The sequence below is a fragment of the Bacteroides sp. 41_26 genome (genome assembly GCF_949740115.1).
Taxonomy (GTDB): domain Bacteria; phylum Bacteroidota; class Bacteroidia; order Bacteroidales; family Bacteroidaceae; genus Bacteroides; species Bacteroides nordii.
The window spans coordinates 14,383-29,413 of record NZ_CATJGZ010000055.1 but is presented as its reverse complement, the minus strand read 5'-3'; the positions used below and the strand labels follow the sequence as shown (position 1 = coordinate 29,413).

Annotated in this window: 10 protein-coding genes; 8 read left to right on the top strand and 2 right to left on the bottom strand. The window is 41.0% G+C overall.

Annotated elements, in window-relative coordinates; genetic code table 11:
• Positions 1-4: 4 nt before the first annotated feature.
• Positions 5-580, bottom strand: coding sequence for an FKBP-type peptidyl-prolyl cis-trans isomerase (locus tag QX565_RS05035; protein WP_289291647.1), 576 nt, complete (start codon positions 578-580; stop codon positions 5-7).
• Positions 581-1,050: 470 nt separating this feature from the next.
• On the opposite strand from QX565_RS05035, the gene ilvD reads away from it, so the two are divergent.
• The 6 genes from ilvD to QX565_RS05005 all read left to right on the top strand — a co-directional run bounded on the left by ilvD (position 1,051) and on the right by QX565_RS05005 (position 9,293).
• Entirely contained in the window at positions 1,051-2,850 is a 1,800-nt protein-coding gene (gene ilvD, locus QX565_RS05030; protein ID WP_289291645.1) for a dihydroxy-acid dehydratase, read from the top strand.
• 87 nt (positions 2,851-2,937) lie between these two features.
• Entirely contained in the window at positions 2,938-4,632 is a 1,695-nt protein-coding gene (ilvB, locus tag QX565_RS05025; RefSeq protein WP_221651361.1) for a biosynthetic-type acetolactate synthase large subunit, read from the top strand.
• A gap of 134 nt (positions 4,633-4,766) precedes the next feature.
• Entirely contained in the window at positions 4,767-5,336 is a 570-nt protein-coding gene (gene ilvN, locus QX565_RS05020) for an acetolactate synthase small subunit (protein ID WP_221651362.1), read from the top strand.
• The gene (locus QX565_RS05015; RefSeq protein ID WP_221651363.1) at positions 5,329-6,072 is read left to right on the top strand and encodes an acyl-[acyl-carrier-protein] thioesterase; all 744 of its coding nucleotides are present in this window, start codon (positions 5,329-5,331) and stop codon (positions 6,070-6,072) included. The genes ilvN and QX565_RS05015 overlap by 8 nt, the downstream gene beginning before the upstream one ends.
• A gap of 63 nt (positions 6,073-6,135) precedes the next feature.
• Entirely contained in the window at positions 6,136-7,182 is a 1,047-nt protein-coding gene (gene ilvC / locus QX565_RS05010) for a ketol-acid reductoisomerase (protein ID WP_002559445.1), read from the top strand.
• A gap of 203 nt (positions 7,183-7,385) precedes the next feature.
• A complete protein-coding gene (locus QX565_RS05005) occupies positions 7,386-9,293 on the top strand; it encodes an LruC domain-containing protein (RefSeq protein ID WP_322932768.1) in 1,908 nt (635 codons plus the stop codon).
• A 78-nt stretch (positions 9,294-9,371) separates the two neighbouring features.
• Here the strand turns inward: QX565_RS05005 and QX565_RS05000 are convergent, their stop codons facing one another.
• On the bottom strand, positions 9,372-11,279 hold the full coding sequence (locus tag QX565_RS05000) for an AAA domain-containing protein (protein WP_289291640.1): 1,908 nt from the start codon (positions 11,277-11,279) through the stop codon (positions 9,372-9,374).
• 218 nt (positions 11,280-11,497) lie between these two features.
• On the opposite strand from QX565_RS05000, the gene QX565_RS04995 reads away from it, so the two are divergent.
• Together QX565_RS04995 and icd are read left to right on the top strand one after the other, a co-directional pair.
• Positions 11,498-13,753, top strand: coding sequence for an aconitate hydratase (locus tag QX565_RS04995; RefSeq protein WP_289291639.1), 2,256 nt, complete (start codon positions 11,498-11,500; stop codon positions 13,751-13,753).
• 72 nt (positions 13,754-13,825) lie between these two features.
• Positions 13,826-15,022, top strand: coding sequence for an NADP-dependent isocitrate dehydrogenase (icd, locus tag QX565_RS04990; RefSeq protein WP_289291637.1), 1,197 nt, complete (start codon positions 13,826-13,828; stop codon positions 15,020-15,022).
• Positions 15,023-15,031: the final 9 nt, after the last annotated feature.

Genomic DNA, 15,031 nt, shown 5'->3' with positions numbered 1-15,031 from the left:
TAAATTAATGGCATCCGCAGCCATCTCTGCATTCATGGTCACCACAGTCACTGCCACAGTCTCCACAACCGCAGCTACAGCCGCCACCGCCCATCATATTTACGACTTCCTGTATTTCTTCGTTTGTAGCCGGGCGGCTTTCTGTAACTTCACCTACGAAGTTTAAATCAGCTCCTGCCAACGGGTGGTTCATGTCAACTACTACTGTATCGGGTTTCACTTCTACTACAGTTCCGTTCATACGATGACCTTCAGCGTCCATCAAAGGTACTACACTACCTTCGTAGATACGTTCGCTGTCGAATTTACCATCAATCTCAAAGATGTGTCTCGGCAAATCCAGTACATGTTCTTCGTTGTATTCGCCGTAAGCTTCTTGTGACGGGATGATGAATTCAAATTTATCTCCTTTGTTGAGTGAGGCTATCTGGCTTTCGAAAGCTTCGAGCGTAGTACCCAAACCGGAAATGAACTGGAATGGATTTTCTGCTTTTGCTTCTTCTACTAAATCTTTTTCTCCATCTTCTATTGTGTACAGCTTGTACGCTACAGTGATGTACTTGTTTTCTACTGTTTCCATTTGTTTTTTGTATATAGTTAGTACTTACGCATAATCCGCGTAGCTGCAAAGATACGAATTTCACTACAGAGTAGCATAGAGTTTCACAGAGTTTATTGTTTATAGATGAATTTAATGGTTAATTCTCTGTGAAACTCAGTGTTACTCTGTGGTGAAAAGTGTTATTTAAGTGATAAAAAAGGATATTATTCCTTTGTTTTCTTACGATTGTTCGTTTTTAGATGATTTTTTTCTTCAATTTGTTTGGAGATAATAAAAAAGCCCTTACCTTTGCAGCACAATAAACAGAGAAAATTAAGATATGAATATCCATACATCTATAAACCTAACAGTCCTGCATATTATTCGCGTCGTGGTGGTTCCATCAAGAGCGTGAGGAAGGTTGTGTATGTATTCGTATCATAAAAGATAATATTAGAGCCTTTCTCACAACAGTGAGGAAGGCTCTTTAATTAAAAGGAAAACAGGAAATGAAAAAGCAGTTACGCAGTTCATCCAGTACACAAGGCCGCCGTATGGCGGGTGCCCGCGCTTTATGGGCAGCCAATGGCATGAAGAAAGAACAAATGGGAAAACCCATTATAGCTATTGTCAATTCGTTTACACAATTTGTTCCGGGACATGTACACTTGCATGAGATAGGGCAACAGGTGAAAACTGAAATAGAGAAGTTGGGATGCTTTGCAGCGGAATTCAACACAATTGCTATTGATGATGGTATAGCAATGGGACATGATGGTATGCTTTATTCACTTCCTTCCCGTGATATTATAGCTGATAGTGTTGAGTATATGGTGAATGCTCACAAGGCAGATGCAATGATTTGTATTAGTAATTGTGACAAAATCACTCCAGGTATGCTTATGGCTGCTATGCGATTGAATATTCCTACTGTTTTTGTATCGGGTGGTCCGATGGAAGCTGGTGAATGGGATGGCCAGCATCTTGACTTGATTGATGCTATGATTAAATCGGCCGACGAGAGTGTGAGCGATAATGAAGTTGCTAAAATAGAACAACATGCTTGTCCTACCTGTGGTTGTTGTTCGGGTATGTTTACGGCCAATTCAATGAACTGTCTGAATGAGGCGATTGGTTTGGCACTTCCCGGCAATGGTACCATTGTGGCTACACATGAGAATCGTAAGCAACTCTTTAAAGATGCAGCAAAATTGATAGTAGAGAATGCTTTTAAATATTATGAAGAAGGCGACGAAAGTGTATTGCCGCGAAGTATAGCAACGCGTGAAGCTTTTTTGAATGCAATGACGCTGGATATTGCTATGGGTGGTTCTACTAATACAATACTCCATCTGCTTGCTGTTGCCCATGAGGCAGAGGTGGATTTTAAGATGGATGATATTGATATGTTGTCCCGTAAGAGCCCATGTCTTTGTAAGGTAGCTCCTAATACACAGAAATATCATATACAGGATGTGAATCGCGCCGGAGGTATCATTGCTATAATGGATGAATTGGCTAAGGGCGGATTGGTAGACACAACCGTTCTGCGTGTAGATGGAATGACATTGGCTGAGGCTATTGATAAATACAGTATAACCAGTTCTGACGTTTGTGATGAAGCGAAAAAAAAATATTCAAGTGCTGCAGCCGGCAAATTTAATCTTGTACTTGGGTCTCAGCATGCATCTTATAAAGAGCTTGATACGGATCGTGCCGAAGGGTGTATCCGTGACTTGGAACATGCTTATAGCAAAGATGGTGGTCTGGCAGTACTGAAAGGAAATATAGCTCAGGATGGCTGTGTCGTGAAAACAGCAGGCGTAGATGCAAGTATCTGGAAGTTTTCGGGACCGGCCAAAGTATTTGATTCGCAAGAGGCAGCTTGTGAGGGTATCCTCGGAGGCAAGGTGGTGAGTGGTGATGTGGTGGTTATTACGAATGAAGGTCCCAAAGGTGGTCCAGGTATGCAGGAAATGCTGTATCCTACTTCTTATATTAAATCCCGTCATCTTGGAAAAGAATGTGCTTTGATTACGGATGGCCGTTTTAGTGGTGGTACATCCGGACTGAGTATCGGGCATATCTCTCCCGAAGCTGCAGCCGGCGGGAATATCGGAAAAATTCAGGATGGAGATATTATTGAAATCAATATCCCGGAACGTACCATTAATGTGAAACTGACCGATGAAGAGTTGGCTGCTCGTCCCATGACTCCTGTGACCCGCGAACGTAATGTTCCGAAAAGTTTGAAGGCTTATGCCAGTATGGTAAGCTCCGCTGATAAGGGAGCTGTAAGAATGATTTAGAAGTATGAATTTAGATTTAGGATTTAGGATTGAGAGTTGAAGTAATTTCAATCGTAAATAGTAAATTGTCTAATCGTAAATATATAGATGAAAGAACTAATATCAGGCTCAGAGGCATTGATGCGTTCTCTTGAGTATCAGGGAGTGAAAACCATTTTTGGTTATCCGGGAGGTTCTATTATGCCGGTGTTCGACGCTCTGTATGATCATAGAGAAACATTGAACCATATTTTGGTTCGACACGAACAGGGGGCTGCTCATGCAGCACAGGGTTTTGCACGCTCGTCGGGTGAAGTAGGGGTCTGCCTGGTAACCAGTGGTCCTGGTGCTACTAATACTATAACAGGTATTGCTGATGCCATGATTGACAGTACTCCTGTTGTTGTGATAGCCGGTCAGGTAGGAACTGCATTTTTGGGGACAGATGCTTTTCAGGAGGTAGATCTTGTTGGTATTACCCAACCTATAACCAAATGGAGTTATCAGATTCGTCGTGCAGAGGATGTCCCATGGGCTGTGGCACGTGCTTTCTATATTGCAAAAAGTGGACGTCCCGGTCCTGTTGTTCTTGACTTTGCAAAAAATGCACAGGTAGAAAAAGCTGAATATGCTCCTGCTAAACTGGATTATATTCGTAGTTATGTTCCTGTACCTGATACCGATCCGGAATCTGTGAAGATGGCTGCCGATTTGATTAATAAGGCAGAACGTCCGTTGGTGCTTGTTGGGCAGGGTGTGGAGCTAGGAAATGCTCAACAGGAATTGCGCACTTTTATCGAAAAGGCTGGAATACCTGCTGGATGTACGTTGCTCGGATTGTCTGCTTTACCTACTGAACATCCTCTGAATAAAGGGATGTTGGGGATGCATGGAAATTTGGGGCCTAATATTAATACAAATAAATGCGATGTGCTTATTGCCGTGGGCATGCGTTTTGACGACCGCGTAACAGGTAATCTTGCTACCTATGCCAAACAGGCAAAAGTGATTCATTTTGATATTGATCCGGCTGAAGTTAATAAAAATGTATATGCAGATGTAGCTGTGTTAGGCGATTGCAAAGAAACGTTGGTTGCAGTAACAGAACTACTTCAGCCCAATACACACACTGAATGGCTGGAAAGCTTCACGGATTATGAACGGATGGAAGAGGAAAAAGTTATTCGTCCGGAACTTCATCCTATGAATGACACACTCTCTATGGGTGAAGTGGTACGTGCTGTGAGCGAAGCTACTAATAATGAAGCGATCCTTGTAACCGATGTTGGCCAGAATCAAATGATGTCTGCCCGGTATTTTAAATATACGAAAGATCGTAGTATTATTACTTCCGGAGGATTGGGAACGATGGGATTTGGCCTTCCGGCAGCTATTGGTGCTACCTTTGGACGTCCGGACCGTACGGTTTGTGTTTTTATGGGAGATGGTGGTCTTCAAATGAATATTCAGGAGTTGGGTACTATCATGGAACAGAAGGCACCGGTAAAGATTATCGTATTGAACAATAACTTTTTGGGAAATGTACGTCAATGGCAGGCGATGTTTTTCAACCGTAAATACTCTTTTACGCCGATGTTGAATCCGGACTATATGAAAATTGCTTCCGCTTATGATATTCCATCCCGGCGGGTAATGACGCGTGAAGAACTGGCAGAGGCTATCGAAGAAATGATTGCAACCGATGGACCGTATCTGCTGGAAGCTTGTGTGATTGAAGAGGGAAATGTATTGCCAATGACCCCTCCGGGTGGTTCGGTGAATCAGATGCTGTTGGAGTGCTGAATTAGTTGAAAATTGAAAATTGAAAGTTGAAAATGGCTATGCAGTCTGATAGCGTAATCTCACTTTTAACTAAAAACTTTCAACTTTCAACTTTCAATTTTCAACTTTCAATTTTCAATTAACTAAATAAGATTATGAGTGATAAGACATTATATACGCTGATTGTTCATTCGGAGAATATTGCAGGTTTGTTGAATCAGATAACGGCTGTATTTACACGTCGTCAGATTAATATCGAGAGTTTAAATGTGTCTGCCTCTTCCATTAAAGGGGTACATAAGTATACGATTACTGCCTGGACGGATAAAGATACAATCGAGAAAGTTGTTAAACAGATTGAAAAGAAGATAGATGTGTTGCAGGCACATTATTTTACTGATGATGAGATTTATTTTCATGAGATTGCTCTATATAAAGTATCTATTCCGGAATTTCAATCCAATCCGGATGCTTCCCGGATAATCAGAAAATACAATGCACGTATTGTGGAGGTAAACCCTGTATTTGCTATTGTTGAGAAGAATGGACGGGGAGAAGATATCACAGCTCTTTATGATGAACTACGCACATTGGGTTGTGTATTGCAATTTGTACGTTCGGGACGTGTAGCTATTACTACCAGCTGCTTTGAACGGGTAAATGAATTTCTGGCGGATCGGGAGGCAAGATATAACCTAAGTAAGAATCAGCAGGAAAATGAGTGAGAATAATAAAATTGGAAGCTATAAATTCATAGCAGAGCCGTTTCATGTAGATTTTAACGGGCGTCTGACAATGGGGGTGCTGGGGAATCATTTGCTTAACTGTGCAGGTTTTCATGCCAGTGACCGTGGGTTTGGAATCGCAACTTTAAATGAGGATAATTATACCTGGGTGCTTTCCCGCTTAGCTATTGAATTGGATGAAATGCCTTATCAGTATGAGGAATTTGGTGTTCAGACATGGGTAGAAAATGTATACCGCCTTTTTACAGATCGTAATTTTGCAATAATCAATAAAGATGGAAAGAAAATCGGATACGCCCGTTCTGTATGGGCTATGATAAATCTGAATACCCGTAAACCGGCCGACTTGCTTACGCTACATGGGGGAAGTATTGTGGATTATGTTTGTGATGAACCTTGTCCGATAGAAAAGCCTTCACGTATTAAGGTGACCGTTACAGAACCTGCGGCTACGCTTACAGCTAAATATAGTGATATCGATATTAACGGGCATGTAAACAGTATTCGTTATATTGAGCATATTCTGGATTTGTTTCCGATAGAATTGTATAAGACGAAGCATATTCGCCGTTTTGAAATGGCTTATGTTGCCGAAAGTTATTACGGTGATGAACTCTCTTTCTTTCAGGAAGAGGTGAATGAAAATGAATATCATGTAGAGGTAAAAAAGAATGGAAACGAGGTCGTTTGTCGTTCTAAAGTACTGTTTGAATAGAAAAAAATTAGATTATAAATAATGAACAGGTGGCTATGCCACCATTTAAAACTGAAAACAAAAATGGCACAAATGAATTTTGGCGGTGTTACTGAAAATGTAGTAACCCGTGAAGAATTTCCGTTGGAGAAAGCTCGTGAAGTATTGAAAAACGAAACAATCGCTGTTATCGGTTACGGTGTACAGGGCCCTGGCCAGTCGTTAAATTTGCGCGACAATGGTTTTAATGTAATCGTAGGACAGCGTAAAGGTGGTAAAACTTGGGAAAAAGCAGTTGCTGACGGTTGGGTACCTGGTGAGACATTGTTTGATATTGACGAAGCATGCCAGCGTGGAACCATTATTCAATACCTGCTCTCTGATGCAGCCCAAATCGAAGTATGGCCTACTGTGAAGAAGAATCTGACTCCGGGTAAAGCACTTTACTTCTCTCACGGTTTCGGTATTACTTACAAAGAACGTACAGGCATTGTTCCTCCTGCTGATGTAGATGTAATTCTTGTAGCTCCGAAGGGGTCGGGTACGTCTCTTCGTACTATGTTCCTCGAAGGTCGTGGGTTGAACTCTTCTTTTGCTATCTTCCAGGATGCGACAGGTAAAGCATGGGATAGAGTGATTGCACTGGGGATCGGTGTAGGTTCTGGTTATTTGTTTGAAACTACCTTCAAACGTGAAGTTTACTCTGACCTGACAGGAGAACGTGGTACGTTGATGGGTGCTATTCAAGGATTGTTGCTGGCTCAATACGAAGTGTTGCGTGAGAATGGTCATACTCCTTCTGAGGCTTTCAACGAAACTGTTGAAGAATTGACTCAGTCGTTGATGCCATTATTTGCAAAGAATGGTATGGATTGGATGTATGCAAACTGCTCTACTACTGCTCAACGTGGTGCTCTCGACTGGATGGGGCCGTTCCATGATGCTACAAAACCAGTATTTGAAAAGCTGTATAGTGAAGTAAAATGTGGTAACGAAGCACAACGCTCTATTGATACAAACTCTAAACCGGATTATCGTGAAGGTTTGGATGCTGAGCTGAAAGCATTACGTGAAAGTGAAATGTGGCAAGCTGGTGCGGTTGTTCGTAAACTTCGTCCGGAAAATAACTAATCTGGATAAAATATACAACTTTTGTAAAGGAGGGGACGTTAGTTTTCCTCCTTTTATTTTGCTGTATGATAGAGTACTAAACCGGATATTAGTTAAAGGTTTGATTTCTGTATAAAAAAACAGTATATGGTATGGATAAATATTACAAGTTTATATGTATATTTGTGGCGATTAACTGAAAACAAACAAAACGAATAACTAATATGGTAAAGAAGTGTATCTCCTTTATGTATTCAGGAGCAATATTTTGCTTGCTGATGACTTCTATTCTTGTAGGTTGTATTAATAATGATACTGACCTTTCTGAACCTGGGGACGTTAATTCTGACACTCCCAATACTTTTGATTTTGCTACTACTGAGTCCATTCAGTTGAATGTGAATTACGATGTTCCTAAAGGATATAAAGTTCTTTTTGAGGTTTATACTGAAAATCCGTTTATTACTGATGCTGAAGGGCAAGTTGTAAAACGTATGGATATTGAACCCGTAGTTAAACGTATGACAGATGAAAAGGGGGAATACCGTTCTTTGGAAACGATTTCATCGGATCATGGTAGTGATGTTTATATTTATACCTCCTATATCGGGGTACCTATGTTGTATAAGGCTTCATTTAAGGGGGAGGTGATTGATGCTGACATCAATTGGGATACAATGGCTGATGCTATTCCACAGACACGTGCCAGTGGAGAATTTGAGAATGTACCTTCTAATTATAATATATTAGGGACATGGGATGTAAATGGTCGTCCAAATTATTTGGACAGTGAAGGGCAGCTCAGTTTATCTGAGTCTATATTAAGTACAATCAATAAGACTATCCCGGAAGGAGGAACTTGTCCTTCTAAGTATCGTCAGTCTGCTGATTTTGTATTAAATGATCCGAAAGGAAGAAAATCAGAGGTTAAAGTACGTTTTATTGGAGGGACAAGTGCTGCCGCGAGTGCTTTTGGATATTATTGTTATAAAGAAGGAGACTCGGACGCAGCTATCAAAAAGGCCAAAAAGTATGTTGTATTCCCTAACACAAAAACAGGTGTTGGTATTAAAGGGGGAGAATGCGTAAAATTGCATTATATTGACGGAAATGGAGTAGATCAGGGAACGGATTTTCCGAATGGAACAAAAATTGGCTGGTTTATCAATAATGATGCTTTCAGAAAAGGTACGGTTGCTACCAGATATAAAGAATTCTATTCCACGACCAGTTTGAACTCTGATGGACGCACACACACTGTAGCCTTTAGAATAAATGACTTCATCGTACTTTCGTTTGAAGACTGGACAGATGAGGATTACAATGATGTACAGTTCAATGTATGGTCTAATCCGATAGAAGCAATTGTAACCCCAGAACTGCCTGAAGTAAAACCTTCAGAGCCGGAAGATGATAACTCGATAGCCTATCGTGTAACTTATAAAGGAATCCTGGCTTTTGAGGATAACTGGCCTGATAAGGGTGATTATGATTTGAATGATATGATTCTGAAGTATAACTCTGTAATGTACTATAACACAAAGAATGAAGTTCTTTCCACAGAAGATACTTTTACTGCTCTTTGGGCAGGGGCACTTTATCATAATGGATTTGCTTATCAGATGAATACTGAACGTTCTAATGTGGAATGTGAAGTTGTAGAAGGTGCTTCTGGCTGGAGTAATCAGGGACTTGACAAGGATATAAGTATGGCCACTATATCATTGTTTAATGATGCCAGTGAAGTAACGGGGAATAACACTTATACTTCTGTTTATAAAGTCAGGAATTCTTTCAAAAAACCGGTCGATCATAGCCAGTTTGATGTTGCTCCATACAATCCGTTTATTTTTATTCATAAGAATATGGACAAGGGGCGCATTGAGGTTCATCTGGTAAACCATAAACCGACGGAGAAAGCGGATATGACATTATTCCATACAGGTGCTGATCTTTCTGAAGTAGAAAAAGGTGTTTATTATGTTTCTACTAATAATTATCCATATGCTATCCATATGGCAGATGCTGAAAAATTCAGTACAGAAGAAAAAATATCAGTAGACAAGTCTTATCCCCGTTTTACGGATTGGGCTAAGTCGAATGGTACAACTAATAAAGATTGGTACAAGTAATAGATACACATTAGTGTGATAGCTGGGTGGTATTGTCTTTGAATAATATCACCCGGTTGTTTTTATAGGTAGGATGATTTATAAGCGTATAGCTGTCTCTTTTTGGATATATTCCATTAGTTTGTGATAAAAAGTATGTTTAGTCAGGGTCGTAGCATTTCCTAATATTACTAATTTCATTCGTGCCCGGGTAATAGCAACATTCATTCTTCGTAAATCATTGAGGAAACCAATCTGCCCGCTTTCGTTGGCGCGTACGAGGCTGATAAAAATGACATCTCTTTCCTGACCTTGGAAGCCGTCTACTGTATTAACGGTAATTAATGGCCGGAAGCGCCTGAAAAAACTACTACTTTTTATTTTGTTTCGTAAATATTGTACTTGTGCTTTATACGGAGAAATGAGTCCAAAGTCAATTTGTTCGTCTAATACCCGGTTTTCTCCTATTTTTTGAATATAACTTTCCAGCTCTTGCAGCAACAAGTTTGCTTCTGGTTTATTAATACGTCCGAAGCTTTCACCAACAAACTCTTCGTGGCATTCCATTTCTGAGGTATCGATCCAGGTCATAGGGGTATCGAAATCAAGAATGCCGCGTTGACGTATTTCAGGAGCAGATTCTAACTGATTGTTATAAAACCATTCTGAAGGAAAACGCATGATGGACTCGTTCATACGGTATTGTACCTTTAATAAAGAAACGGAAATTGGCTTATTAGCTACTACTTTTTCCATCAATGTGTGATCCAAACCACCACGAGCAGCTTCAATACATTTGATTGTAGGAGGTAACTGGCAATGATCACCGGCAAAGATCACACGATCTGCTTTGCGGATAGCAATCCAGCATGCTGCTTCTAATGCTTGTGCAGCTTCATCAATGAACAGTGTACTGAAACGACGTCCATTAAGAATCCGGTGGTTACTGCTGACAAGAGTGGATGCAACCACCCGGGTTGAAGAAAACAGATCTTCATTGATAAGTATTTCCAACTCTGTGGCACGGTCACGCAGGTGGCTGATACGGTTGCGCATATTTTCTCTTTCGATATGACTGCCTTTACGTATACGTCCGTTCATTTCCCGGATAGATTTACGTATCCCCCATAACTCGGTATAGGCCGGATGACTCTCAAAACGGCGTTCATACGTGAACGAGAGCATCTTATCATTAACACGCGTTGGATTACCGATGCGAAGTACGGGTACACCGCGGTCTACAAGCTTTTCTGAAATCCAGTCTACAGCAGTGTTACTTTGTGCGCAAACGAGTACTTGATTTTCACGATGTAGTGTTTCGTAAATAGCTTCAACGAGTGTGGTGGTTTTTCCTGTTCCGGGAGGTCCATGGACTATGGCTACGTCTTTAGTACAAAGTACCTTGTTTACAGCTTCCTCCTGAGTAGAATTTAACCATGGGAAACGGACAGGATAGAGCTCGCGTTGATGTACAGGAAGAGTTCCTAAGAGTGTATCACGCAGTTCTGCCAGTCGGCTATTTTTGGCACGGATTACATCTTCCAATGCTTCAAACATAGTGTGGTAGGAGGTCTCGTCAAAATAAAGCTGTACCCCCAACCGATCGGTTCCTTGTATTTCGAGTAGTGCACCTGCATTGGGTAGAGCGATTACCATTCGTTCTTCATCAGCATAACTTACTGTTGCAGTAAAATTCATATAATGGATTTTTCCATCATATTCCTGCTGAAAGAAACAAACAGGACGTCCGAACTCAAAAGCATGCTCGATATCCTTATCTTCGGTTCGTATCACTTCTGCTACCAGTTGGTTTAAAGAATTATAATAACTACGTCCAACAAGTAGAGGATACCAGCAGAGCCCGCGTTTTATCTTTCGGGTGATTCCCATTGTTTCTGTCTGACGCTTAAATTCTTCTTTCTCACATTCATATTCCATACGCAACAGGAGTTGTTGCTTTTGGAGAGAAAGGAGTGGAGATGCGGGATTTATTTTATTTTCAACCATGCTGTCTGCTAAAAAATATTCACTATTGCTCAAAAAACAAATCTATGTTGTAAAGCGTGATTCTTTTTTTAAGCAGAGAAAATAATTCTGATTATAATTTATCTTTTCGCAAAGGTAACACTTCTCTTTGCAGTCTCGAATATTTATTTCATTTTGTTAAACCTTATCTGTCTCTCGTTCGTTAATATTATATATACAGTTTAAAAATATTAATGCATATGGTGTATGATATAGACATGATAAAGAGCTTCTATTCGGCTTATAAAGGGAAGATGGAGCATGTGCGGGCAGTATTGAAGCGTCCGCTTACGTTGGCGGAAAAGATCTTGTATACTCATCTTTTTGATGAGGCTGTTTTAAAAGATTATAAACGTGGGGAAGATTATGTGAATTTCCGTCCGGACCGCGTAGCAATGCAGGATGCTACAGCGCAGATGGCTTTATTGCAGTTTATGAATGCAGGAAAGGAACAGGCTGCAGTTCCTTCTACTGTACATTGTGATCATTTGATACAAGCTTATAAAGGTGCACGCGAAGACATTGCCACTGCCACCAGGACAAACGAAGAAGTGTATGATTTTCTGCGTGACGTTTCTTCCCGCTATGGCATTGGCTTTTGGAAACCGGGAGCTGGCATTATCCATCAGGTAGTATTGGAGAATTATGCTTTTCCTGGCGGTATGATGGTGGGAACGGACTCTCATACTCCTAATGCCGGTGGGTTAGGTATGGTTGCAATAGGTGTGGGAGGTGCTGATGCAGTAGATGTGATGACGGGTATGGAATGGGAGCTTAAGATGCCTAAGTTGATTGGAGTTCGTTTGACGGGTGAACTTAATGGTTGGACTGCCCCGAAAGACGTTATTCTGAAACTGGCAGGTATATTGACCGTGAAAGGGGGAACAAATGCCATTATTGAATATTTTGGCCCCGGTACGGAATCTATTTCTGCTACAGGAAAAGCTACTATTTGTAATATGGGGGCGGAGGTAGGTGCTACTACTTCACTATTTCCTTATGATGAGCGTATGGCTGCTTATCTACGTGCTACTGGCCGCGAAGAGGTTGTAATGTTGGCTGAAACTGTAGCTGCCGATCTTCGTCCGGATGATGAAGTAATGGCACTTCCTGAGAAGTTTTATGATCGTATAATTGAAATAGATCTATCTGAATTAGAACCCTATATTAACGGACCTTTTACTCCTGATGCTGCTACTCCTATTTCGGAATTTGCAGAAAAAGTATTGCTGAATGGATATCCTCGTAAGATGGAGGTGGGGCTTATTGGCTCATGTACAAATTCTTCTTATCAGGATATCAGTCGCGCTGCTTCTGTTGCCCGGCAGGCATTGGAGAAAGATGTTGCTATCTCTTCACCACTAATTGTAAATCCGGGTAGTGAACAAATCTACGCTACTGCTGAACGCGATGGTATGATAACTCTTTTTCAGCAAATTGGTGCTACAATTATGGCTAATGCTTGTGGACCTTGTATCGGGCAGTGGAAGAGACATACAGATGACCCTATGCGTAAGAATTCTATAGTAACTTCTTTCAATCGTAACTTTGCCAAGCGTGCTGATGGAAATCCGAATACCTTTGCTTTTGTTGCTTCACCTGAGATTGTTATGGCATTGACCATTGCCGGTGATCTTTGCTTTAATCCGTTGAGAGATCGTTTACTCACTCATGATGGTGAAAAAGTAAAGCTTAATGAACCGGTAGGCGATGAATTGCCTGTGCATGGTTTCATTTCGGCTTCTGACGGCTATCTTGCTCCGATAGGATCACAAGTTGAAATAAAAGTGGATCCACATTCAATGCGTTTACAATTATTGACTCCTTTCCCTGCATGGGATGGAAATGATTTACTGAATATGCCTCTCCTTATTAAGACTCAGGGGAAGTGTACTACCGACCATATCTCTATGGCAGGTCCCTGGTTGCGTTTTCGGGGGCATCTGGAAAACATCTCAGACAATATGTTGATGGGAGCTGTGAATGCTTTTAATGGTGAAACGAACAGTGTCTGGAATCGTTTGACAAATACGTATGGACCAGTTTCGGGTACGGCAAAGATGTATAAATCTGAAGGAGTTTCTTCGATTGTGGTTGCTGAAGAAAACTATGGCGAAGGTTCCAGCCGGGAACATGCTGCTATGGAACCTCGTTTCCTCAATGTGAAAGTAATTCTTGCCAAGAGTTTTGCCCGTATCCATGAAACAAATCTTAAAAAGCAGGGCATGCTTGCTATTACTTTCAAGGATAAAGATGATTATAATCGGATACAGGAACATGATTTAATTTCTGTAATAGGTCTACAGAATTTTGCTCCGGGATGTGATCTTGAAGTGATTGTCCATCATGAAGACGGAACGAAAGAACGTTTTGCTGTGCAACATACTTATAATGAACAACAGATAGACTGGTTTCGTGCCGGTTCTGCCTTGAATAATAATGGATTAAAGAATTAACCAATTAACCAATTAACACGCGCCAGCCAATTGACATGTTTTGAATATTGGCATATTGGCACATTATTTATTATGAGTAAAATTACTAAGCAAGCAGATGGTACATTATTAGTACCCGATATCCCTACAGTTCCTTTCATAACAGGGGATGGGGTAGGCGAGGAGATTACTCCTGCCATGCAAAGCATTGTGGACACTGCCGTGAAAGAAGCTTACGGTGAAAAGCGTAAAATAGACTGGGTAGAAGTTTTGGCTGGAGAACGTGCATATAATATTACCGGTTCATGGCTTCCTGATGAGACCATGGAAAAATTTAAAGAGTATCTGATAGGTATCAAGGGGCCTTTGACTACACCGGTGAGCGGTGGCATACGCTCATTGAACGTAGCTTTGCGCCAAACTCTTGATTTGTATGTATGTCTTCGTCCTGTTCGCTGGTTCATAGGCGTACATTCGCCTGTCATAGCACCAGAGAAGGTAAATATGCATATCTTCCGTGAAAATACAGAAGATATTTATGCAGGAATAGAATGGGAAGCGGGCACTCCTGAAGCGAAGAAATTTTATCATTTTTTACGTGATGAAATGGGAGTAACTAAAGTACGGTTTCCGGAAACGTCTTCTTTTGGTGTAAAACCGGTTTCGCGTGAAGGTACTGAACGTTTGGTAAGGGCAGCTTGTCAGTATGCATTAGATCATCATTTACCTTCTGTGACATTGGTGCATAAAGGAAATATTATGAAATTTACCGAAGGTGGTTTCAAAAAATGGGGGTATGAACTGGCACAACGTGAATTTGGTGATGCATTGGCAGAGGGACGATTTATTGTTAAAGACTGTATTGCAGATGCTTTTCTGCAAAATACCTTGTTAATGCCCGAAGAGTATTCGGTGGTTGCCACCCTCAATCTGAATGGTGATTATATCTCTGATCAGTTGGCAGCTATGGTAGGCGGTATTGGTATAGCTCCTGGTGCTAATATCAATTATGATAGTGGGCATGCTATTTTTGAAGCAACACACGGGACTGCACCTAACATTGCCGGAAAGGATATTGTGAATCCTTGTTCGCTTGTTCTTTCTGCTGTGATGATGCTTGAGTATTTTGGTTGGCAGGAAGCTGCCGATCTGATAGTAAGAGCACTGGAACACAACTTTGAGGATGGTCGTGCAACAGCTGATCTGGCTCGGTTTATGCCGGGGGGTAAAGCTCTGTCTACTTCTGCTTTTACGCGGGAGATTATTGAAAGAATAGAAAATATAAATTAATGATTAAAA